The organism is Achromobacter sp. Marseille-Q4954 (genome assembly GCF_943737025.1).
Lineage (GTDB): Bacteria > Pseudomonadota > Gammaproteobacteria > Burkholderiales > Burkholderiaceae_B > Achromobacter > Achromobacter bronchisepticus_A.
In genome coordinates this window covers 432,229-451,613 of sequence record NZ_CALSFQ010000001.1, presented here as the reverse complement: position 1 = coordinate 451,613, position 19,385 = coordinate 432,229, and the positions used below count along the sequence as shown (strand labels likewise).

The window sequence follows — 19,385 nt, the reverse complement described above, 5'->3', positions numbered from 1 at the left end:
TCTTGCCGGCTCAGGCGCCAGCCTCGGTGAGGTGGGTCGGGAAGAGTTCGCCGGCGTCTTCCACCGGCAGCGTGTGGTTCAGGGTCCAACGGTAGGCGGCGCTGGTGCGTACCACTTCGTCCAGCGGAAACGATACCGAGCCGGCCGTGCCTTTCACGTCGGGCAGGCGGGCGTAGAACATCTGGCGCAGGCCCGTGAGCGTCAGCTCCTCGGCCATTTCGGCGGTCGGCGCCACGCCCTGGACCATGACGCACAGCTCGTGGCCGGGCTGGTCGCGCAGCGGCTCCAGGTCGCCCATGACGCCGTCGCGCCCGTAGACCTTGTAGTGCAGCTCGTAGCCCGAGTCGCCGAAGCGTTCGCGCACCTTGTCGCGCGCCCAGGCGATGACGCGGTCCACGTTGGCGATGGTGTAGGGATCGCGTATGCCGCAAAGCCCCATGTAGCGTTCGCCGACCTTGCCGGAGCCTTCCAGCTTCACGCGCACCTGGGCGGCGGGCTCGAAGCGCGAGCCGGTGATGCGGGTGGTCTTTTCGCTCAGTTGCTCGTAGCGGCATTCGGCCATGTCGAGCCGGCCGCCGGCGAAGAATTCTTCGTACGGATTGGAGCGCTCGTACATCGCGTGGCCCGCGACTGACGCGATGGTGCAGCGCTGGTCGGGATGCATGGCGGTGACGCGCACGTCCTCGGCCGAGATCTCGCCCATCACGGTTTCCTTGCCGCCGTAGGGCTCGGCGCAGAACGAGGCGCACTCCAGTACCTTGCCCAGGTAATAGGCGCGGTCGGCATCGTAGCCCTGGTGCAGGGCCGGGGCGGCGAACACGGCGGCGTCCGAGCTGCGGCCGCCGATGACCACGTCCGCGCCGGCTTCCAGCAGCTTGATGTAGGGATGCACGCCGGCCACGGCCACGATGCGGTCGCTGGCATCCAGCTCGGCCTCGGTCAGGTCGGCGTAGCCGTCCAGGCCCGCCACCTGCTGGCCCGCGCGCAGCGCGCGGCGCACGCGCTCCTTGTCGACTTCGGAATAGAAGTAGCCGATCTTGAACGGAGCCAGCTTGTGCTCGGCGGCGATTTCCTTGATCAGGCGCACATACAGGTCGACGCGGCTGTTGGAGCCGGTGTCGCCGGCCGAGCCGATGACCATGGGCACACCCAGCTTGCGCGCGGCCAGCAGCATCTGTTCCAGGTCGTGGCGCTGCCAGGCTTGCGGGCTGGTGGAGGTATCGGAGCCCAGCGGCACGGGACCCACGTCGTCGCTGCCCGAGTCGGCGGCGATGCAGTCCGGCCCGGCGGCGACGCCGAGCTGGAAGCTCTCGGTGCGCAAGGGGGCGAATCCTAAGTGCCCGTTCGGGCAGATGATGCTCATGGAACGCATGGGTGTAGTCTCTTCAGTTGAGTCGTCCGGTCTCGCTCGTACCGGCAATGACTACAACGCAAGATGCGTGCCAACGGGCAGGAAGCGAAAATCCCGCGAATTCGCGGGGCCAGTGGCGCAATTCCTCCCGATTTGCGGGTAAATTTTCACGCAATGCGTTAATTTCACGCATAAATAGGCCATGCCATCCTCATACTCAGTTGCCAGCATCCGCGACGCCGAACGCCAGGCCCTGGCAGCCGGCAGAAGCTTGATGCCCCTGGCGGGGGCGGCCGCGGCCCGTTACGCGGCAGCGCGGATCCGGCCGGGGACGGTGGTGTTGGCGCTGGCGGGGCCTGGAAACAATGGCGGCGATGCGCTGGAAGCCGCGGCCGGCCTGCGCGCCATGGGGCATGACGTGCGCGTGCTGCTGCCATCGGGGGCGCAGCGCCTGCCGCCCGATGCCGCCCGCGCTTATGCCGGCTGGCAGGCCGCGGGCGGTGAAACCTGGTCAGCGCTGCAGCCGGGCTTCGTGCCGGAACTGGTCATCGACGGCCTGTTCGGCATCGGCTTGAATCGCCCGCTGGGCGCGGACTGGCAGGCGCTGGTGGACACGGTCAACGCCTGGAACGTGCCGGTGCTGGCGCTGGACGTGCCCAGCGGCATCGACGCCGATAGCGGCGAGGCCCTGGGGCGGCCGATCCGGGCGCGCTGGACCCTGTCTTTCATCGGCCGGGCGAGGGGGCTGGAACTGCCGGGGCCGGGACGCGACGCCTGCGGCGTGTCGGCAGTGGACACGCTGGGCGTGACCATCGCCCCGGCGGCCTGACCCGAAGGATTCGTCTTACGCGGGCTTGCCGCCGAAGCGCGAGGCGATGTCGGCTGCCAGCGGCGCGTAGCGCTCGTTGTCGCGGCCGGCCAGCGCATCCAGATGCGCTTCCGACGCGTCGAACACCTGCCAGTAGATGCGGCCGCAGATCTCGCGGGCGGCATGGCCGGGCCAGTCGTCGGGCAGCATGGGACCCGGCAGTTGCGGATCGTGCAGCACGATCCGGCGCCAGCTGTGCAGCAGCATGACGCGCACGATGAACGCCTCGGCAGGCGCGGGCGGGGTTTCCAGCAGCTTTTCCAGCGGACCGAAATTCTTGGCGAACTGGCGGTACTGCTCGGCCAGCTCGTCCAGGTTCCAGCATTGCGAGGCCAGGCTGGCTATCGGCAGACCGCCGGCGCCGGCCAGGTCGCGCGCCGACAGCACCAGGGCGCGGTCGGGGATGCCCAGCTTTTCCAGGATGTCGTGCGCGGCGCTCGCCTCGGTGTGCGGGTGGGCAAACAGCCCGGGCGCGATCATGCCGAAGCCCTCCCAGACCAGCTCCCGGCGTAACTCGGCGCGCTCGGCCAGCCCGTTGCCGGTGCGCGGCAGGGCGACCAGCGTCCACTCGCCGTTCCATTCCTGGGGCGGGCCGACATAGATGCGCTGGGAGGCATGCGCGGTGTGGCGCAGGCCCTGCTCGGAAATCAGGTAGAGGCTGCGCCGTCCGTGGCGTTCGGATTGCAGCCAGTTCTGCGCCACCAGGCGGAACACGCTGGTGCGCAGCAGGCGTTCATTGATGCCTAGCGGGGCCAGCAGCTCGATCAGGTCGCCCAGCCAGATGGCGCCGCCGTGCGGCGCCAATGCGTCCCCGAGCAGGCTGACGCAGAGCGATTTTGCGCGCGGCGGATCGTTCTTGATCAGGCGTGACAGAAAGCGGTCCAGGGGCGACTGAGGGTTTGCCATTAGAGGGGGCCGGGGCGGCCGATATCGGGATCCGCAATATGATACATAAATCCAATGTGATACAGATTTGAGTTTGACAATGAATTTTTTGTATTAAATAATCCGCCTATGACATGACGGCACTGCGGAACGTTTGCTTTGCGTTTTCGCAAACCGTCTTCAAGGAGACAGACATGTACGCTCAACTCGTCGAAACCGGCGTCAAGCAGGTCAAGACCGCGGACCAGCTCGAAGGCCGGGAACAGACGTTCCAACGCCGGATCGACGACGGCGTCCGCATCGAGGCCAAGGACTGGATGCCGGACGCCTACCGCAAGACGCTGGTGCGCCAGATTTCCCAGCACGCGCACTCTGAAATCGTGGGCATGCTGCCCGAAGGCAACTGGATCACCCGCGCGCCTTCGCTCAAGCGCAAGGCCATCCTGCTGGCCAAGGTCCAGGACGAAGCCGGCCATGGCCTCTACCTGTACAGCGCCGCGGAAACCCTGGGCGTGTCGCGCGACGACCTGATCGACGATCTGCACGCCGGCCGCGCCAAGTACTCCAGCATCTTCAATTACCCCACGCTCAGCTGGGCCGACATCGGCATGATCGGCTGGCTGGTCGACGGCTCGGCCATCATCAACCAGATCCCGCTGTGCCGCTGTTCCTACGGCCCCTATGCGCGGGCCATGGTGCGCGTCTGTAAGGAAGAGTCCTTCCACCAGCGCCAGGGCTACGACCTGCTGATGCAGATGTGCCTGCACGGCACGCCCGAGCAGAAGGCGATGGTGCAGGACTCGCTGAACCGCTGGTGGTGGCCGGCGCTGATGATGTTCGGTCCTTCGGATGCCGACTCGCCCAACAGCGCCCAGTCCATGGCCTGGAAGATCAAGCTCTTCTCCAACGACGAACTGCGCCAGAAAATGGTGGACCAGACCGTGCCGCAGGCCGAATACCTGGGCCTGACGGTGCCGGATCCCGATCTGAAGTGGAACGCCGAGCGCGGCCACTACGATTTCGGCGAAATCGATTGGTCCGAGTTCTACGCGGTGCTCAAGGGCAACGGCCCCTGCAACCGCGAACGCCTGGCCGCGCGCGTCAAGGCGCACGAGGACGGCGCCTGGGTACGCGACGCATTGGTCGCCTACGCCGACAAGCAGGCAGAGCGCAAAGCCGCGTGATGAAACCCACCCCCGAAGCGCTGCGCGCTTCCTCCTTAAGGGGGCGCCACTGCGGACCGGCAAAGCCGGCTCCGCGCGGCCGCGCTGCGGCTCCGGTGGCTGGGTTTCCGGACTCACTCTTTTAACCATTGCAGATCAGGGCGCGCCGCGCGCGCCCGGCATTCAAGGACATCCATCATGAGCAAAGACTGGCCCCTGTGGGAAGTGTTCATCCGCAGCCAGCACGGCCTGGCGCACAAGCACGTCGGCAGCCTGCACGCGCCCGACGCCGAAATGGCGATCAACCACGCCCGCGACGTCTACACGCGCCGCAACGAAGGCCTGAGCATCTGGGTGGTGCGCGCCTCCGACATTTCGGCCAGCAGCCCCGGCGACAAGGATCCGCTGTTCGAACCGGCCAACAGCAAGGTCTACCGGCATCCCACGTTCTTCCCGATGCCCGAAGAAATCAAGCACATGTAAGACGGCGGGGGAGACATGGACAAGACTCTGTTTGAATACCTGCTGCGCCTGGGCGATTCCTCGCTCATCCTGTCGCAGCGTCTGGGCGCCTGGACCGGCCACGGCCCGATCCTGGAAGAAGACCTGGCATTGACCAATACCGCGCTCGACCTGCTGGGCCAGGCCCGCATGTGGCTGACGCTGGCGGGCGAGGTCGAAGGCGCCGGACGCGACGAAGACGCGCTGGCCTACCTGCGCGACGCGCACCAGTTCCACAACGTGCTGCTGGCCGAACGCCCCAACGGCAACTACGCCGACACCATGGCGCGCCAGTTCCTGTTCGACGTCTGGCACTACTTCCTGCTGCAGCGCCTGGAAAAGTCGAGCGACGAACGCGTCGCCGGCATCGCGGCCAAGGCCATCAAGGAAGTGACCTACCACGTGCGCCGTTCCTCGGACATGGTGGTGCGCCTGGGCGACGGCACGGCGGAAAGCCATGCCAAGATGCAGGCGGCCATCGATGACGCGTGGCGTTTCACCGGCGAACTGTTCGCCGACGACGCCGTGGACCTGGACGTCGCCGCCCGCGGCATCGGCTGCGAGCTGTCGGCCTTGCGCGAGCCCTGGCTGGCGCACGTGCGCGAAGTGCTGGAAGAAGCCACGCTGACCGTGCCCGACGAAGCCGCCGCCAACCATCTGGCGCACCGCGGCGGACGCCAGGGCAAGCACACCGAGGAACTGGGCTACGTGCTCGCCGAAATGCAGTTCCTGCCGCGCGCCTATCCGGGAGCCACCTGGTGAACGCGCTGGCGCCCGTTTCCGCCGACCAGGTCTACGCCTGGCTGCAGGAGGTCCCCGATCCGGAGATCCCCGTGCTGTCCGTGGTGGATCTGGGCGTGGTGCGGGACGTGTCCTGGGACGGCGAGGCCTGTGTCGTGGTCATCACGCCCACGTACTCCGGCTGTCCGGCCATGCGCGAGATCACGCAGGATATCCAGCAGACGCTGGCCCGCCACGGCATCGCCGAGGTCCGCGTGGAAACCCGCCTGGCGCCAGCCTGGACCACCGACTGGATGAGCGAGAAGGGACGCGAGGCGCTCAAGGGCTATGGCATCGCCGCGCCCGCCGAACGCGCCGTCGACATCTCGGGCATCAGCCGGCGTGCGGCCGGCCCCGCCATCGCCTGCCCGCGCTGCGGCTCGAAAGACACGCGCCTGGTCAGCAACTTCGGGTCCACGTCGTGCAAGGCGCTGTATCGCTGCGTGTCTTGCCGCGAACCCTTCGATTATTTCAAGACTCACTGAGAGCGGTTTCGCAATGAGCCAGAACCAATTCCATTCCTTGACGGTGGCTTCGGTGGCGCGCAACACGCGCGACGCCGTGGTCGTGACCTTCGACCTGCCCGAGACGCTGGCGCAAGAGTTCGCCTTCCAGCCGGGCCAGTACCTGACGTTGCGCACCGAGCTCAACGGCCAGGAACAGCGCCGCTCCTATTCCATCTGTTCCGCGCCCGACGACAAGCTGCTGCGCGTGGCCATCAAGAAGGTGGACGAGGGCGTCTTCTCCAGCTGGGCCAACCATGAGCTGCAGCCCGGCCAGACCCTGGAAGTCATGGCGCCGGCCGGCAACTTCACCGTCGATTTTTCCCCCGAGAACAAGCGCCACTATGTGGCGTTTGCCGTAGGCAGCGGCATCACGCCGGTGTTCTCCCTGGTCAAGACCGCGCTGTCGACCGAGCCCAACAGCAAGTTCACGCTGTTCTTCGGCAACCGCGCCTCGTCCGCGGTGCTGTTCCGCGAAGAGATCGAAGACCTGAAGAACCTCTACATGGAGCGCTTCTCGCTGGTCTACATCATGAGCCGCGAGACCCAGGACATCGAACTCTTCAACGGCCGCCTGGACGGCGACAAGGTCGACCAGCTGATGTCGGCCTGGATGAGTCCCGAGGATATCGATTACGCTTTTGTCTGTGGTCCGCAGACCATGACCGAAAGCGTGGTCGAGCGGCTGCAGGCCCGCGGCATTCCGAAGTCGAACATCAAGTTCGAACTCTTCGGCGCGCCCAAGGGGCCGCGCGCATTGCGCACCGGCCAGGACGCCCGCCAGGCGCCCGGCAAGGGCCAGTGCGAGGTGACCGTGGTGCAGGACGGCCACAGCCGTATGTTCGTGATTGAAAAGAATAAAGACAGCGTGCTGGATTCGGCGCTGGCGCAAGGTATCGAACTGCCGTATTCGTGCAAGGGCGGGGTGTGTTCCACCTGCCGCTGCAAGGTCATCGAAGGCGAGGTGGACATGGACGCCAACTTCGCCCTGGAAGACTACGAAGTGGCGCGCGGGTTCATCCTGAGCTGCCAGAGCTTTCCGGTCAGCGACCGCCTGGTCATCGACTTCGACCAGGAAACCTGACCCGGCCCGCGCCAGGCAGATAAAACCATATCCATTTGGAGAGACGCAGTGTCCCAACAATTCTTCGAACGCCATCAGCCCCTGCTGGAACAAGCCATGGCCGCCGCCTCCCTGCGCGGCTACTGGAGCCCCTTTGCCGAGTCGCCCAGCCCCCGCAACTATGGCGAAACCGCCAACGACGAGGGCCGCGCGGCCTTTGAGGCGCTGCAAGGCAAGCCTTTCCCGCTGAACCTGCACGACGCCGACGGTACCGTGGGCGGCGAAAAATCGCCGTTCGGCTTCGACCTGGGCATCACCTATCCGCACGTCCCCGCCGACAAGCTGATCGCCGCTTCCAAGCGCGCGCTGGAAGACTGGCGCCGCGCCGGCCCGCGCGCCTGGGTGGGCGTGTCGCTGGAAATCCTGGCCCGCCTGAACAAGCGCAGCTTCGAGATCGCCTACGCGGTCCAGCACACCACCGGCCAGGGCTTCATGATGGCCTTCCAGGCCGGCGGCCCGCACGCGCAGGACCGCGGCTTCGAAGCCGTGACCTACGCCTGGCAGGAAATGTCGCGCATCCCCGGCGTCGCCGTCTGGGAAAAGCCGCAAGGCAAGAATGACCCGATCCGCATGGAAAAGCAGTTCACCGTGGTGCCGCGCGGCGTCGCGCTGGTGATCGGCTGCTCCACCTTCCCGACCTGGAACGGCTACCCCGGCCTGTTCGCCAGCTTGGCCACCGGCAACACCGTCATCGTCAAGCCGCACCCCGGCGCCATCCTGCCCCTGGCCATCACCGTGAAGGTGGCGCGCGAAGTGCTGCAGGAAGCGGGCTTCGATCCGGACGTCGTCCTGCTGGCCGCGCATGCGGCCGGCGATGACACCGCGCAGAAGCTGGCGCTGGACCCGGCCGTCAAGATCGTCGACTTCACCGGCAGCACCGCCAATGGCGACTGGCTGGAGAACAACGCCCGCCAGGCGCTGGTCTACACCGAGAAGGCCGGCGTCAACCAGGTCATCATCGACTCCACCGACGACCTGAAGGGCGTGGCCCGCAACCTGGCGTTCTCGCTGGCCCTGTATTCGGGCCAGATGTGCACCGCGCCGCAGAACATCTACGTGCCGCGCGACGGCATCCAGACGCCGGAAGGCCGCGTCAGCTTCGACGAGGTCGCCGCCGCCCTGGGCGCCGCGGTCGAGAAGGTCGGCGCCGATGCGGCCAAGGCCGTCGAATTGACCGGCGCGATCCAGAACGAAGGCATCGTCGAGCGCATCGAGAAGGCCCGCGCGCTGGGCCTGCCGGTGGTGGCCGACAGCAAGGCGCTGACGCACCCGCAGTTCGAGAACGCCCGCGTCCGCACGCCGCTCCTGCTGCGCACGGAAGCCGGCAACGCCGCCATCAGCCAGGAATGGTTCGGTCCGATCGCCTTCGTGGTCGCCACCGACTCCACCACCCACAGCATCCAGCTGGCGCGCGACAGCGTGATCAAGCATGGCGCGCTGTCGCTGTCGGCCTACACCACCAGCGACGCCGTCGCCGACCAGGTGCAGGATGCGGCGGAAGTCTCGGGCGTGTCGCTGTCGCTGAACCTGACGGGCGGCGTGTTCGTCAACCAGACCGCCGCCTTCAGCGACTTCCACGGCACCGGCGCCAACCCGGCCGCCAACGCCGCGCTGTCGGATTCGGCCTTCGTATCGAACCGTTTCCGCGTGGTGCAAACCCGCCGCCATGTCTGAACGGGGCCGCTGACATGAGCTACCAGGATATCCAATTCGACCTGTCGGGCGGCATCGCGCGCCTGACGCTGAACCGTCCCGACAAGCTGAACAGCTTCACCGCCAACATGCACGGCGAAGTGGCCGACGCGTTGACGCGCGTGGAGACCGAAGGCGCGCGCGTGCTGGTGCTGACCGGCGCGGGCCGCGGCTTCTGCGCCGGCCAGGACCTGAGCGAGCGCAAGCCCGCTGCCGACGGCACGCCGCCCGACCTCGGCGAGACCGTCGACAAGTTCTACGGGCCGCTGGTGCGCCGCGTGAACGCCCTGCCCATGCCCGTCGTGGTGGGCGTGAACGGCGTGGCCGCCGGCGCGGGCGCCAACCTGGCGTTTGCCGGCGATATCGTCATCGCCAAGGCTTCGGCCACGTTCATCCAGTCGTTCTGCCGCCTCGGGCTGATTCCCGATACCGGCGGCACCTTCGTGCTGCCGCGCCTGGTGGGCCGCGCCCGCGCCATGGGCCTGGCCATGCTGGGCGACAAGCTCAGCGCCAAGCAGGCCGAAGAGTGGGGCCTGATCTGGCAATGCGTGGCGGACGAGGAATTCGATGCGACGCTGGAACGCCTGGCGCAGCATTTCGCCAAGGCGCCGACCAAGGGCCTGGCGTTCACCAAGCGGGCCATGCAGGCCAGCCTGGGCAATGACCTGTCCACGCAGCTGGACCTGGAGCGCGACATGATGCGCGAACTCGGCCGCAGCGCGGACTATGCGGAAGGCGTGGCCGCCTTCCTGGGCAAGCGCGAACCGCAATTCAAGGGGCAATAAGAATGAACGCACACGTTCCCGAGGTCGAAGTGCCGGCCGATCCCCAGGAGCTGGCGCAAGCCGTCGGCACCGTCATGTACGCGGGCGACGCGGCGTCGCAGGGCCTGGACATGAAAGTCGAGGAAATGGCGCCGGGCTACGCGCGCCTGACCATGCGCGTGCGTCCCGACATGCTGAACGGCCACAAGACCTGCCACGGCGGATTCATCTTCGCCCTGGCGGACAGCGCGTTCGCCTTTTCGTGCAATTCGCGCAACGTCAGCACCGTCGCTTCGGGCTGCACCATCGACTATCTGGCCCCGGGCTTCGAAGGCGATCTGTTGACCGCGGTGGCGCAGGAGCGCTCGCTGGCCGGCCGCACCGGCGTCTATGACGTCACCGTCACCAACCAGGACGGACGCAACGTGGCGCTGTTCCGCGGCCGTTCCTACCGCATCAAGGGCCAGATCGTCGGCGTTCCCGCGGACGCTTGAGGCAGCCAGCCAACCAAAGCTATACGGCCGCGGGCCGGGCAGCGAGCGGGCAGGGCATATGCCCGCCGCGATCAGGCCCCGCGCAGAGAGAATTTCAGGAGAGAGATAACCATGTCCAACACCATGAGCAAGCCGGGGCTGGACCCCATCGAGCATGCCAGCCAGGATGAGCTGCGCGCGTTGCAGCTCGAGCGCCTGAAATGGTCGCTCAAGCACGCCTACGACAACGTGCCGCACTACAAGAAGGCTTTCGATGAAGCCGGCGTACACCCTGACGACCTGAAGCAGCTGTCCGATATCTCGAAGTTCCCCTTCACCACGAAGAAGGAACTGCGCGAGAACTATCCCTTCGGCATGTTCGCCGTGCCGCGCGAGCGCATTTCGCGCATCCACGCGTCCAGCGGCACCACCGGCAAGCCGACCGTGGTGGGCTACACCAAGGGCGACCTGGACAACTGGGCCAACCTGGTGGCGCGCTCGATCCGCGCGGCGGGCGGCAAGCCCGGCGACACGGTGCACGTGGCCTACGGCTACGGCCTGTTCACGGGCGGCCTGGGTGCGCATTACGGCGCCGAACGCCTGGGCTGCACGGTCATTCCGATGTCGGGCGGACAGACCGAAAAACAGGTGCAGCTGATCAACGATTTCCGTCCGGACATCATCATGGTCACGCCCTCCTACTTCTGCAATATTCTGGAGGAACAGCGCCGCCAGGGGATTGATCCGCGTCAAAGCTCGCTGCGCATCGGCATCTTCGGCGCCGAACCCTGGACCGGGCAGATGCGCGCCGACATCGAGGCCGAAGCCGGCATCGACGCCGTCGACATCTACGGCCTGTCCGAAGTGATGGGGCCGGGCGTGGCCAGCGAATGCGTCGAGACCAAGGACGGTCCGGTGGTCTGGGAAGACCATTTCTACGCGGAAATCATCAATCCCGACACGGGCGAGCCCGTGGCTGACGGCGAGCCGGGCGAACTGGTGTTCACTTCGCTGACCAAGGAAGCGATGCCCATCATCCGCTACCGCACCCGCGACCTGACCCGCCTGCTGCCGCCCACCGCGCGCAGCATGCGCCGCATCGGCAAGATCACTGGCCGCAGCGACGATATGCTGATCGTGCGCGGCGTGAACATGTTCCCGACCCAGGTCGAGGAACTGGTCCTGAAGATCGCCCAGCTGGCGCCGCATTACCAGCTGGTGCTGTCGCGCACCGGCAATATGGACGAGCTGGAAATCCTGACCGAACTGCGCGCCGAATTCTCGACGCTGTCGGATGCGGACCGTACGAATCTGGGCAAGCAGCTGCAGCATGCCGTGAAGACGCACATCGGCGTGAGCGCGCGCATCCAGGTGTCGGACGCGGGCCATGTGGAACGCACGCTGACCGGCAAGGCGCGCCGCGTGATCGACAAGCGGCCGAAATAGTAGGAAGCCCCACGCCGCGCCCGCTTACGCGGGCTAACTGCCCCCGAGGGGGCGGCCCGCCGGCGGGGCGGCTGCTTCTTGTAGGTAGCAGTCAAAAAAAAGCAGCCGTAAGGCTGCTTTTTTTACTTGATCGTCCCACGCACGATGCGCCGGTACCAGTAGTGCAGCAAGGCCGCCGACAGTCCCAGGCCGACCATGGCCATCAGCCACATGCTGCCGGCGCCCTGGGGAGATCCAGGGACCAGGATGGCGCGCACGCCGTCCAGGCCGCCGCGGCCCGGGCCGAAGCCGAACCACCAGCCGCCGACCAGGCCCACGCCCGCCAGCGCCACCACTTGCAGCAGCAGCGGCACCACCGCGACCTTGTAGGCGCGTAGGAGGTAGGAGTTGATGCACTGCATCGAGTCGAACAGGTGGAACAGGGGCAGGACGGCCAGCAGCGTGGTCGCCACCGCGGCCACCTCGGGGTTGTCGGTGTAGGCGGCCAGGATCAGCGGGCGGCCGGCCAGCAGCACCGCCGCCGTCAACAGCGCGCCCAGTATGCCCAGCGTCAGGCCGGCCATGCCGGTGCGGTGTGCATGGGCGAGGTTGCCCGCGCCGATGGCCTGCGCGGTCAGGGCCGCCGTGGCCACGCCCAGCGCCATGGGCATCATGTAGCAGAGCGCGGCCAGGTTCGACATGATCTGATGGCCGCCGGTCACGTAAGTGCCTTCGCGCGCCACCAGCAGGGCCATGAAAGTGAAGGCCGACACTTCGACCAGATAGGAGCCGCCCATGGGGATGCCCAGGCGCAGCAGTTCCTTGAGCGTCTTCCAGTCGGGCTTGCCGACGTGCAGCTTGAAGCGGCGGTAGTAGCGGTCGTGGGTGATGACCCACAAGCCGAGGCCCAGGCTCATCCACGACACCACGGCGGTGGCCAGTCCGGCGCCGGTGGCGCCCATGGCGGGCAATCCCAGCTTGCCGTAGATGAACAGCCAGTTGAAGAAGGCCTTGAAGCCAATGGCCGTCAGGTTGATCGCCATGACCAGCTTGGGCCGCGAGACCGACGTGCCCAGCGCGTAGATGGTGCGGAACACCAGCGCGGCGGGCAGGGCCAGCACCAGGGCCTGCAGATACGAGCCGATGCGTTCGCGCACGCCGGGAGCGACCTCGCCGGACATGGACAGCCACATGTTGGGGAACAGCATCAGCACGGCGCCCACCACGGACAAGCCCAGCGCCAGCCAGACGCCCTGACCCCAGCTGCGGCCGACCTCGAGGTTGTTGCCTGCGCCGAAGTGCTGGGCCAGGATGGGAATCAGGGCGTGCACCACGCCCATCAGTCCGACAAAGATAGTGATGTAGATCGACGCGGACAGCGCCATTGCCGCCAGGTCGGCGGCGCTGGAATGGCCGGTCATGGCGGTGTCGAGCACGCCGAAGGAGATGCCGGCCCACTGGCTGACCAGCACCGGCCAGGCCTGCCTGGCGATGCCGCGCAGGGTGGCGCCGAAACTCATCGGCGCGGCGGGAGCGGGCGTCATCGGGGGGCGCCGACTCGCAGCAGGCGGAAGACTTCCTGGCGGTCGGCGCGCCGGCCGCCTTGCCACAGCACCTCGGCGCCGTCGCTGTAAGCGGCGGTGTTGTCGCGCAAGCTCTGATTGCTGGTCTGCTGCAGCACCAGCGTGCACTTGGAGTCGAACGTGAACGTCAGGTTATCGAAGATCAGGAACGAGGCGCGCTGCCCGCTGCCCAGGCTCAGCCCGCGCACGCACTCGCCGGCGCGCGCGTTCTCTTTCAGCGCATGGGCCAGCTGGCCCGACACGGTGCGGTAGCTGCGGGCGTAGTCCACGGCCGGTTGCCACAACAGCACCAGCAGGATCCAGGTCACGGTCAGGCCGCCGGCCGACAGCACCGTGCCGCGCCACAACGCCTGCGGCCGCACCCGCAGCCGCCACACCACCAGCGCGATCCAGCCCACGGTGAAGCCCACGGCCAGCGCGAACGCCACCCAGGAGATCTCGGGTTCGTAGCCGGTGGTCTGGCGGGCGATATTGCGGGAAATTTGCGCCGGCCAGCCGAAGTGCAGGGCGACCCAGCCCAGCCAGACCGTGGTGGCCGTCAGCGAAAAGCACATGACGGCGAACCAGTCCAGCGTGTTGACCACGCCGCGGCGCAGCGTGGGCAGCGAGAACGCGCCCAGCACCGCGCAGGGCACGGCCAGCAGCACATATTCGGAATCGGAAGCTTCTTCCAAGCCGAACAGCACGACCGCCGAGCACACCAGCAGGGCCAGGGGCAGCCAGATGTGCGGCGCGTAGAGCCAGGCGCGCCAGCGCCAGATGGCCAGCAGGGCCAGCGGCCAGGTCGGCCACAGGTACCAGGGCAGATCGCGCAGGGTGCGCCCGATGTCATGCCAGGGCGGCACGGTGAAGGACGACAGGTTCCAGATCTTCCAGTTGCGGATCCAGTACTCGCTGCTTTGGCTGGCGGGTATCCACCAGGCCAGGATCAGAACGGCGGCCAGCAGCGCGGCCCACAGCAGCCAGCGGCGGCATTTCCACAGCCGGCTGCGCGGATAGAACGCCAGGGCCGCACCCACCATGATGGGGATGGCGCCGACCCAGCCGCGGGTCAGGAAACTGGCCGCCAGGGCGATGCCCAGAGTGGTGCTGCCGGTGAACGGCCGGTCTATGCTGCGCGCCAGCGAATAGAAGGCAAGCGCCTGCCACGCCATGATGGCGGGCACGACGGTGGTTTCGTGGGTGCGCTGCAGGATGCCGACCGTGGCCAGCAACAACAGCAGCGCGGCGTCCGCCAGCATGCGTCCGTAGTCGCGCGGCTCGGGTTCGCCGCCGAAGGGCAGGGCCAGCGGTTGCGCCTCGGCGCGTCGGCCCAGCAGATAGGTGCCGTACCAGACGCTGGTGGCGGTGATGCCGAACCACAGCAGATTGGGCAGGCGGCCGGCGGTGATGTCGCCGATGAAGGGGCCGAACAGCCAGATGCAGATCGCGCCCACCCAGGTGATCAGGGGGCCTTCCTCGGCGTGCGCCAGATGTCCCACCTGCGGCAGCAGCCAGGTGATGCCGCCTTCGCGGATCGCCGTGATCATGGTCGCCAGCCCCACGGCATCGTCTGTTTTCCACGGGTCGCGCATGAACAGGCCGGCCACGATATAGGCCAGCGACAAGCCCAGCAGTATCAGTCTGGGCAGTTTCGCGGTGGCCACGGACGTGAGCCGGGCCGGAGTGGAAATGGAAAGTGGGGACACGGGCGTTAATGTAACCGAGTGGTCTGGTTGCGCTAGTACCCAGCGTCAGAATCGGACGGCCAGGGAGAAAAAAAAGCAGCCCGGAGGCTGCCTTTTCGCTGCGGCTCCCGGGGGAGCGACAGATCAGGAAGCGGACTTGACCGTGCCTGCGGTGCGGGCGAAGCGGGCGCGGAACTTTTCCACGCGGCCGGTTTCGACGATGCGCGTCTGGGCGCCCGTGTAGAACGGATGCGATTCGGAGGTCACGTCGCACTTGAAGAGCGGGTACGTCTTGCCATCCAGTTCGATGCTTTCGCGCGTTTGGACGGTCGAACGGGTGATGAACTTGTTGCCCGTTTGCAGGTCGGCGAAGACGACTTCGCGGTATTCGGGGTGAATGCCTTCTTTCATGGTGCTTTCCTAGGGCTCGGTCGAGCCTTGCAAGTTGTTAGGGTCGCCAGCCGGGTGTCCGGTGTCCCGCCAGCCTGGCGAACCCGTCGACATGCGGATCGGGTTTGCCCAGCGGCCGGATACTCGTCGACTGTTCCAGCCACGTATCCAAAAAGTAACCCCAAATTCTAGCATGGGAATTTTGGCCAGGCCAAGAGGAAAGGACTCGCCACGTAGCGGGGCGGTCCTTGCCAGAAATTGGGGTCGGATTGTTTCGGCGCTTAGAGATCCGTGCGCAGCTTCCAGATCTCGGGGAACAGCACCACTTCCAGCATGCGCCTCAGGTAATCCACCCCCGACGTGCCGCCGGTGCCGCGCTTGAAGCCGATGACCCGTTCGACCGTGGTGACGTGGCGGAAGCGCCACAGGCGGAACGCGTCTTCCAGGTCGGTCAGCTTTTCTCCCAGCTGGTACAGGTCCCAGTAGCGGTCGGGCTGGCGGTAGACCGTCAGCCAGGCGGCTTCCACGCCAGCCGACGATTGGTAGGGCTGGGTCCAGTCGCGCTCGAGGTGGTCGGCCGGCACGTCCAGGCCGTGGCGCGCCAGCAGCCGCAGCGCCTCGTCGTACAGCGACGGGGCTTCATAGGCGCTGCGCACCTGGGCCAGCAGGTCCTCGCGGTGCGCGTGCGGCTTGAGCATGGCCGCGTTCTTGTTGCCCAGCAGGAATTCGACCTGGCGGTACTGATAGCTCTGGAATCCGCTGGAACGCGCCAGATAGGGGCGCAGCGCCGAATACTCGGGCGGCGTCATGGTCGCCAGCACGTCCCAGGCATGGACCAGCTGTTCCATGATCTTGCTGACGCGGGCCAGCATCTTGAAGGCGGGCTGCAGCCGGTCGGCGGCCACGTTGGCGATGGCGGCGCGCAGTTCGTGCAGCATCAGCTTCATCCAGAGTTCGCTGGTCTGATGCTGGATGATGAAAAGCATCTCGTTGTGCTCGGGCGACAGCGGATGCTGCGCGCCCAGCAGTTCGTCCAGATGCAGGTAATCGCCGTAGGTCATGTCGCGCGTGAAATCCAGCTGCGCTTTTTCCTGGCGGACGATGTCCTCGGGGCGTTCGGAGTGGCTCATGCGCGGCCTCCCTTGCAGGGCGGGGCGGCGCGGCGGGCCGAGGCGGGCAGGGCGCGCCACGAGGGCGCGTGGGGGCGGACGCAGGCAAGCGCCGCATGCAAATCGGAATGGTCTTTCATGGTCGTGCTTCCAGAACCGGCGGCCGACTTCGGATCGGCCGCCATGGCCAGCGGACCAGCCTACAGTTCGCGCAAGACGGCGCGAACCGGGCTGGCATCGGCCTGGACCAGCGCCAACGGCAGTGCGATCAACTCGTAATCGCCTTCCGGCACATCGTCGAGCACCAGGTTTTCCAGTACCCGCATGTCGTGCCGCAAGATCGTGTGGTGGCTGTCCAGGGTCTTGCTGGAGGCGGGGTCGATGCTGGCCGTATCCAGGCCGATCAGCATGACGCCGCGTTCGGCCAGCCATTCGATGGTCTGGGGCGCGTAGGCGGAGAAATCGTCGGTCCACCAGTCCTGCGCGGCGTGCTTGGCGGTGCGGACCAGCACGCGGGGCGGCAGGTTCAAGGCCGCATGGGCCAGGTGGTCCACCGTGATGAGGGGGCCGCAGTCGACGGCGTGGATGACGCGGCAGGGCCCGAGGAACGGTTCGAGGGACACCGCGCCGATGGCGGCGGCGCCGTTCTGGTAATGCAGGGGCGCGTCAGCATGCGCGCCGATGTGCGGCGACATGGTGATTTCGCTGACGTTGACCGGGCAGCCGGGCGCAAGCGACCATTTCCATTGCTGGCGGTACGGCGTGTCGCCAGGAAAGACTGGCGACGCCGTGGAGACGGGCGGGGAGATGTCCCACAAGCGTTTCATGTCAGGCGGGGTGGGTCGAGAGATGCGTTAAGCCTAAAACAATTGCGGGCGCTAGTCTAACGAATTCGGGCGCCGGCCGCAGCCCCTAAAGGCCGCCGAGTTCGGCCATGGACACGACGGTGCCGGCGGCCACGATCAGGTGGTCCACCAGCCGGATGTCCACCAGGGCGAGCGCCTGCTTCAGGTGCTGGGTGAATCCGCGGTCCGCGGCGCTGGGCTCGGCCAGGCCGGACGGATGGTTGTGGGCGATGATCAGGGCCGCCGCGTGGTGGCGCAGGGCTTCGCGCACGACCTCGCGGGGATAGACCGATGCCTGGGACAGGGTGCCGCGCGCCAGTTCGCCCGTGGCGATCAGGCGCAGGCGGTTGTCCAGGTAGAGCGCAATGCAGTGTTCCACCTGGCGGTGCCCCAGCGCCATCTTGCAATATTGTTTTACCTGCAGCGGGTGATCCAGGTTGCTGTTGCGGGCCAGGTCTTCCTCGATGGCGCGGCGGGCCAGTTCCAGCAGGGCGGCCAGCATGCACGCCTTGGCGGTTCCCAGGCCGGGAACCGCGGTCAGCTCCTCGGGCGTCGTGCCCAGGAGGCCCCGCAGGCCGCCGTATCTGGCCAGCAGCCGGTTGCCCAATTCCACCACGTCCAGGCCGGGAACGCCGGTGCGCAGGGCGATGGCCAGCAGTTCCGAGTCCTGGAGCGCGGCGGCGCCGTGGCGCAGCAGTCGCTCCCTGGGACGCTCGTGTTTGGGCAGCCGGTCGGACAATTTCATAAGAGGCTCTAAAATCAAGGTTTATTCAATTGCATATACGGTGGCAGATCTTGAGCATCGCCTCTAATGAAGTGAACGTTTTGGTCCGTCCGGATTCCTACCTGACGCTGCACTACCGCATCACGCTGGCCTCGGGACCGGGCAAGGATTCCGTGTTCGCCGATACCTTCGACGGCCGTCCCGGCACGCTGCAGATGGGTAGCGGCCAATGGGCGCCCGGGCTGGAAGCCGCGCTGGTCGGCCGCGCTGAAGGCGAGCGCTTCAGCGTCACGGTGGAACCCGCCAATGCCTACGGCGAACGCAACCCCGAACTGATCCAGCGCGTCACGCGCGCCATGCTGGCCGAGCATGCCGGCGCCGACGCCGCCTTCGAGCCGGGCGACCTGGTGGAATTCACCGCGCCCAATGGCGGCCGCTATTCGGGCGTCCTGAAGGAAATCAACGACGAATCGGCCCTGTTCGATTTCAACCACCCGCTCGCGGGCATCAGCTTGCGGGTCGACGTGGCGCTCTTGGGAGTCCTCTGATGAGCCAGGTTGTCACCGCCGCCGACGCCGAAGTCCTGCTGGCGCAGCCGCGCGGCTTCTGTGCCGGCGTGGATCGCGCCATCGACATCGTCGAGCGCGCGCTTGAACTGCACGGCGCGCCCATCTATGTGCGCCACGAAATCGTCCATAACCGCTACGTGGTGGAAGACCTGCGCGCCAAGGGCGCCATCTTCATCGACGAGCTGGACGACGCGCCTGCCGGCGCCATCGTGGTGTTTTCGGCGCACGGCGTGTCCAAGGCGGTGCGGGCCGAAGCCGAAGCCCGCGGGCTGCGCGTGTTCGACGCCACCTGCCCGCTGGTCACCAAGGTCCACATCGAGGTGGCCCGCATGCGCGCCGCCGGCCGCGAGATCATCATGATCGGCCACAAGGGCCATCCCGAGGTCGAGGGCACGCTGGGCCAGGCCCAGGGCGGCATGTACTTGGTCGAGACCGTCGAGGACGTCGCCGGCCTGCAAGTGACCGATCCCGAGAACCTGGCCTACGTCACGCAGACCACCTTGTCGGTGGACGACGCGGCGGCCGTGTCGCGGGCGTTGAAAGAGCGCTTCCCCAATATCGTCGAGCCCAAGAAAAGCGATATCTGCTACGCCACCCAGAACCGCCAGGACGCGGTCAAGGTGATGGCGCCGGATTGCGACCTGGTGCTGGTGGTGGGCAGTCCCAACAGTTCCAACTCCAACCGGCTGCGCGAAGTGGCCGAACGCAAGGGCGTCGCTTCCTATCTGATCGACGGCGCACAATCGATCGACCCTGCCTGGCTGGTGGGCCGCAAGCGCATCGGCGTGACCGCGGGCGCGTCCGCGCCCGAGATCCTGGTGCAGCAGGTGATCGACCGCGTCAAGGAATTGGGCGCGGTCTCGGTACGCACCATGCCCGGCCTGGAAGAGAATGTGGCGTTCCCGCTGCCCAAGGGGCTGTCCCGCAAGTCGGCGCAGACGGAATCGCTGGAATAAGCAGACGGACGCCG

General features: G+C 66.9%; 20 protein-coding genes. 12 read left to right on the top strand and 8 right to left on the bottom strand.

Features of this window, described 5'->3' with window-relative positions:
* Nucleotides 1–10: 10 nt before the first annotated feature.
* Nucleotides 11–1,372 (bottom strand): acyclic terpene utilization AtuA family protein, encoded by a 1,362-nt coding sequence (locus NGK62_RS02085; protein WP_118934208.1) that lies wholly within the window; start codon nt 1,370–1,372, stop codon nt 11–13.
* Between the two features lie 181 nt (nt 1,373–1,553).
* On the opposite strand from NGK62_RS02085, the gene NGK62_RS02080 reads away from it, so the two are divergent.
* Complete coding sequence (locus NGK62_RS02080; protein WP_251877243.1) at nt 1,554–2,180, top strand: NAD(P)H-hydrate epimerase; 627 nt, start codon at nt 1,554–1,556, stop codon at nt 2,178–2,180.
* 15 nt (nt 2,181–2,195) lie between these two features.
* On the opposite strand, the gene paaX is transcribed toward NGK62_RS02080, so the two are convergent.
* Nucleotides 2,196–3,125, bottom strand: coding sequence for a phenylacetic acid degradation operon negative regulatory protein PaaX (gene paaX / locus NGK62_RS02075; protein WP_059379303.1), 930 nt, complete (start codon nt 3,123–3,125; stop codon nt 2,196–2,198).
* A gap of 173 nt (nt 3,126–3,298) precedes the next feature.
* On the opposite strand from paaX, the gene paaA reads away from it, so the two are divergent.
* The 9 genes from paaA (at nt 3,299) to paaK (ending at nt 11,549) form a co-directional block, all read left to right on the top strand.
* Nucleotides 3,299–4,288, top strand: a complete 990-nt coding sequence (gene paaA / locus NGK62_RS02070) for a 1,2-phenylacetyl-CoA epoxidase subunit PaaA (protein WP_059379302.1) — start codon at nt 3,299–3,301, stop codon at nt 4,286–4,288.
* A gap of 177 nt (nt 4,289–4,465) precedes the next feature.
* The gene (gene paaB, locus NGK62_RS02065) at nt 4,466–4,750 is read left to right on the top strand and encodes a 1,2-phenylacetyl-CoA epoxidase subunit PaaB (protein ID WP_006388300.1); all 285 of its coding nucleotides are present in this window, start codon (nt 4,466–4,468) and stop codon (nt 4,748–4,750) included.
* 15 nt (nt 4,751–4,765) lie between these two features.
* Nucleotides 4,766–5,530: a 1,2-phenylacetyl-CoA epoxidase subunit PaaC gene (gene paaC, locus NGK62_RS02060; RefSeq protein WP_059379301.1), complete on the top strand. Its 765-nt coding sequence runs from the start codon at nt 4,766–4,768 to the stop codon at nt 5,528–5,530.
* A complete protein-coding gene (gene paaD, locus NGK62_RS02055) occupies nt 5,527–6,033 on the top strand; it encodes a 1,2-phenylacetyl-CoA epoxidase subunit PaaD (protein ID WP_059379300.1) in 507 nt (168 codons plus the stop codon). Before paaC ends, paaD begins: the two co-directional genes overlap by 4 nt.
* 13 nt (nt 6,034–6,046) lie before the next feature.
* The gene (gene paaE, locus NGK62_RS02050) at nt 6,047–7,135 is read left to right on the top strand and encodes a 1,2-phenylacetyl-CoA epoxidase subunit PaaE (RefSeq protein WP_059379299.1); all 1,089 of its coding nucleotides are present in this window, start codon (nt 6,047–6,049) and stop codon (nt 7,133–7,135) included.
* 48 nt (nt 7,136–7,183) lie between these two features.
* Nucleotides 7,184–8,848 carry a phenylacetic acid degradation protein PaaN gene (paaN, locus tag NGK62_RS02045; RefSeq protein WP_059379298.1) on the top strand — a complete coding sequence of 555 codons (1,665 nt, stop codon included), beginning with the start codon at nt 7,184–7,186 and terminating at the stop codon, nt 8,846–8,848.
* A 14-nt stretch (nt 8,849–8,862) separates the two neighbouring features.
* On the top strand, nt 8,863–9,651 hold the full coding sequence (paaG, locus tag NGK62_RS02040) for a 2-(1,2-epoxy-1,2-dihydrophenyl)acetyl-CoA isomerase PaaG (protein ID WP_059379297.1): 789 nt from the start codon (nt 8,863–8,865) through the stop codon (nt 9,649–9,651).
* A gap of 2 nt (nt 9,652–9,653) precedes the next feature.
* A complete protein-coding gene (gene paaI, locus NGK62_RS02035) occupies nt 9,654–10,124 on the top strand; it encodes a hydroxyphenylacetyl-CoA thioesterase PaaI (protein ID WP_059379296.1) in 471 nt (156 codons plus the stop codon).
* A gap of 111 nt (nt 10,125–10,235) precedes the next feature.
* On the top strand, nt 10,236–11,549 hold the full coding sequence (gene paaK, locus NGK62_RS02030; protein WP_059379295.1) for a phenylacetate--CoA ligase PaaK: 1,314 nt from the start codon (nt 10,236–10,238) through the stop codon (nt 11,547–11,549).
* Between the two features lie 122 nt (nt 11,550–11,671).
* Here paaK and NGK62_RS02025 read toward each other — a convergent pair whose 3' ends face one another.
* The 6 genes from NGK62_RS02025 to radC form a co-directional block, all read right to left on the bottom strand.
* Nucleotides 11,672–13,072: an MATE family efflux transporter gene (locus tag NGK62_RS02025; protein WP_059379294.1), complete on the bottom strand. Its 1,401-nt coding sequence runs from the start codon at nt 13,070–13,072 to the stop codon at nt 11,672–11,674.
* Complete coding sequence (locus NGK62_RS02020) at nt 13,069–14,799, bottom strand: ArnT family glycosyltransferase (protein ID WP_251877241.1); 1,731 nt, start codon at nt 14,797–14,799, stop codon at nt 13,069–13,071. Before NGK62_RS02020 ends, NGK62_RS02025 begins: the two co-directional genes overlap by 4 nt.
* Nucleotides 14,800–14,922: 123 nt before the next feature.
* Complete coding sequence (locus NGK62_RS02015) at nt 14,923–15,189, bottom strand: type B 50S ribosomal protein L31 (protein ID WP_054450976.1); 267 nt, start codon at nt 15,187–15,189, stop codon at nt 14,923–14,925.
* Nucleotides 15,190–15,449: 260 nt separating this feature from the next.
* Nucleotides 15,450–16,298 (bottom strand): tryptophan 2,3-dioxygenase, encoded by an 849-nt coding sequence (gene kynA, locus NGK62_RS02010; protein WP_054450977.1) that lies wholly within the window; start codon nt 16,296–16,298, stop codon nt 15,450–15,452.
* A gap of 179 nt (nt 16,299–16,477) precedes the next feature.
* Nucleotides 16,478–17,104: an arylformamidase gene (gene kynB / locus NGK62_RS02005; RefSeq protein ID WP_059379291.1), complete on the bottom strand. Its 627-nt coding sequence runs from the start codon at nt 17,102–17,104 to the stop codon at nt 16,478–16,480.
* A gap of 85 nt (nt 17,105–17,189) precedes the next feature.
* Nucleotides 17,190–17,867 (bottom strand): RadC family protein, encoded by a 678-nt coding sequence (radC, locus tag NGK62_RS02000; RefSeq protein ID WP_251877240.1) that lies wholly within the window; start codon nt 17,865–17,867, stop codon nt 17,190–17,192.
* Nucleotides 17,868–17,917: 50 nt separating this feature from the next.
* Between radC and NGK62_RS01995 the strand changes: the two genes are divergently transcribed.
* On the top strand, nt 17,918–18,394 hold the full coding sequence (locus tag NGK62_RS01995; RefSeq protein ID WP_118934218.1) for an FKBP-type peptidyl-prolyl cis-trans isomerase: 477 nt from the start codon (nt 17,918–17,920) through the stop codon (nt 18,392–18,394).
* Nucleotides 18,394–19,371, top strand: a complete 978-nt coding sequence (gene ispH, locus NGK62_RS01990; RefSeq protein ID WP_118934220.1) for a 4-hydroxy-3-methylbut-2-enyl diphosphate reductase — start codon at nt 18,394–18,396, stop codon at nt 19,369–19,371. Before NGK62_RS01995 ends, ispH begins: the two co-directional genes overlap by 1 nt.
* The last annotated feature ends 14 nt before the right edge of the window (nt 19,372–19,385 follow it).